Origin of the sequence: Streptomyces kebangsaanensis, from assembly GCF_001906585.1 — a bacterium.
Lineage (GTDB): Bacteria > Actinomycetota > Actinomycetes > Streptomycetales > Streptomycetaceae > Streptomyces > Streptomyces kebangsaanensis.
The window spans coordinates 114,048-116,176 of the sequence record NZ_JUJA01000164.1; the positions used below are offsets into that span (position 1 = coordinate 114,048).

Consider the following 2,129-nt stretch of genomic DNA (forward strand, 5'->3'; position numbering starts at 1 on the left):
CCCGCCGCTTCCATCCGCGCTCGCTGCCCGGCCCGGGCCGGGCGTGGACCGGCACCCGCGATCTGCCGGCGGTGCCCGCGGAGCCCTTCCGCGACTGGTGGCAGCGCACGCACGGCGGCAAGGAGGGCTCACGGTGAGCAGCAGGGACCGGATCCTGGGCCGGGTGCGGCGCGCGCTGGCGGACCTGCGACAGGACGACACGCCGTACGAGCAGGCGGTCTCCCGGGACTACCTGCAACAGCACGGCGAGCGGGATGCCGAGCAGACGGTGGATCTGCTGGCCGAGAACCTCGTGGACTACCGGGCGGTGGTGCACCGCTGCGGCGCCGGGGAGCTGCCCGGGCTGATCGCCCATCTGCTCGGCGAGCGCGGTTCGCAGTCCGTGCTGGTGCCGCCCGGTCTGGACGAGGGCTGGCTGGCGGACACGGACGTGAAGCGGGTCGCGGACCTGCCGGACAGCACACCCCGCGAACTGGACCGCGTCGACAGCGTGGTCACCGGCTGCGCGCTCGCCGTCGCCGAGACCGGCACGATCGTCCTCGACGGCTCCCCCGACCAGGGCCGCCGCCGCATCACCCTGATCCCCGACCACCACATCTGCGTCGTACGCGTGCCCGGACAGGTCGTCTCCTCCGTCCCCCAGGCCCTCGAACGCCTCGTCCCGGGCCGCCCGCTCACCTGGATCTCCGGCCCCTCCGCGACCAGTGACATCGAACTGGACCGCGTGGAGGGGGTGCACGGGCCGCGCACCCTGGAGGTGGTGCTGGTGAGGGGGTGAAGGGCCGCTCTCCGGACGAAATGGGTTGACGTGCCCCGGGGCCGCCCCGTTCGATGGCCGCTCATGTGCGCCGACACCCTGCATCCGGGCGAGCCGGAGTTCGATGCCTCACTCGTACGGCGGCTGATCGCCGCTCAGTTCCCGCGGTGGGCGGGGCTTCCCGTCGAGGGGGTCGATTCCGTCGGCACCTCCAACGTCCTGTACCGGCTCGGCGAGGACCTGGTCGTACGGCTCCCCCGCACCGCCGGTGCCGCCGGGGACGTGGAGAAGGAGCACACCTGGCTGCCCCGGCTCGCCCCGTCGCTGCCGGTGGCCGTGCCCGTGCCGCTGGGCAAGGGGGCACCGTCCGAGAAGTGCCCGTGGCCCTGGTCGGTCCACCGCTGGATCGACGGGGAGATCCCGGCGGAGGGTGGTGTCGCCGCGCCCGAGGCGCTCGCGGCGGACCTGGCGGGGTTCGTGGCCGCCCTGCACCGGATCGATCCGGCGGGCGGACCGCCCTCCTACCGCGGTGAGCCCCTGGCCGCGCGGGACGCCGCCACCCGCGAGGCCGTCGCCGGGCTGGGCGGCGCCGTCGACGCCCGGGCGGCCACCGCCGCCTGGGAGGAGGCGCTGCGCGCTCCCGGGCCGGCCGGTCCGCCGGTCTGGATCCACGCCGACCTGCAGCCCGGCAACCTGCTCCTCGCCCGGGGGCGGCTGTGCGCCGTGATCGACTTCGGGTGTCTGGGGCTGGGTGATCCCGCCGTCGATCTCATCGCGGCGTGGTACGTGCTCCCGGCCTGCGCGCGACCGCTCTTCCGGGCCGCGCTGGACATGGACGACGCGGCCTGGGCGCGGGGGCGCGGCTGGGCGCTGTCGATCGCGCTGCTGGAGCTGTCGTACTACCGCGAGAGCAATCCGCACATGGCCCGCGTCGCCCGGCACGTCGTCCGCGAGGTCCTGCTCGACCGCCGTCCGTGACGGCACGCCCCGGCCGGACCGCGGCTCCGCCGGCGGTGGAGGTGCCCGCGGTGGTCAGGAGCTGTGGGCCAGGCCGCGCCGCACGGCCGCTCCCGCCGCCGCGGCGCCGAGGGCGACTCCGGAGGCGACGAGCGCGGGATGGCGGGCCAGGGCGGCCTCGAGGGACCGGCTGTGCGCGGAGTCGTCGAAGATGCCGTGGGCGCCGTGGTCGCTGCCCTCCACGCGGTCGACGGGCTCGTAGAGGTTGCTCTCGCCGCTCGGGGGCTGCTGGTCGGTCTGCTGGGAGTCGTAGCCGGTGCGGGCCAGGTAGCGGTCGAGCAGGGCCGGGGCCAGGCGGTTGGCCCAGACGGTGGCCAGGGTGGTGGCGCCGATGTAGTACTGCTTGCGGCGGGGG

General features: G+C 75.6%; 2 protein-coding genes and 1 pseudogene. 2 read left to right on the forward strand and 1 reads right to left on the reverse strand.

Annotation, left to right across the window (positions count from 1 at the left end):
- Positions 1-133: 133 nt before the first annotated feature.
- Positions 134-778 carry a LutC/YkgG family protein gene (locus RH94_RS33610; protein ID WP_073952104.1) on the forward strand — a complete coding sequence of 215 codons (645 nt, stop codon included), beginning with the start codon at positions 134-136 and terminating at the stop codon, positions 776-778.
- A gap of 63 nt (positions 779-841) precedes the next feature.
- On the forward strand, positions 842-1,735 hold the full coding sequence (locus RH94_RS33615) for an aminoglycoside phosphotransferase family protein (RefSeq protein ID WP_073952105.1): 894 nt from the start codon (positions 842-844) through the stop codon (positions 1,733-1,735).
- 54 nt (positions 1,736-1,789) lie between these two features.
- On the opposite strand, the pseudogene RH94_RS45410 reads toward RH94_RS33615, so the two are convergent.
- A pseudogene (locus tag RH94_RS45410) lies at positions 1,790-2,129 on the reverse strand (SDR family oxidoreductase); the annotation flags it as partial.

Bases quoted from the DNA above. Each gene is read 5' to 3' on its own strand.
- RH94_RS33615 (WP_073952105.1), top strand. From the start codon at position 842: ATGTGCGCCGACACCCTGCATCCGGGCGAGCCGGAGTTCGATGCCTCA.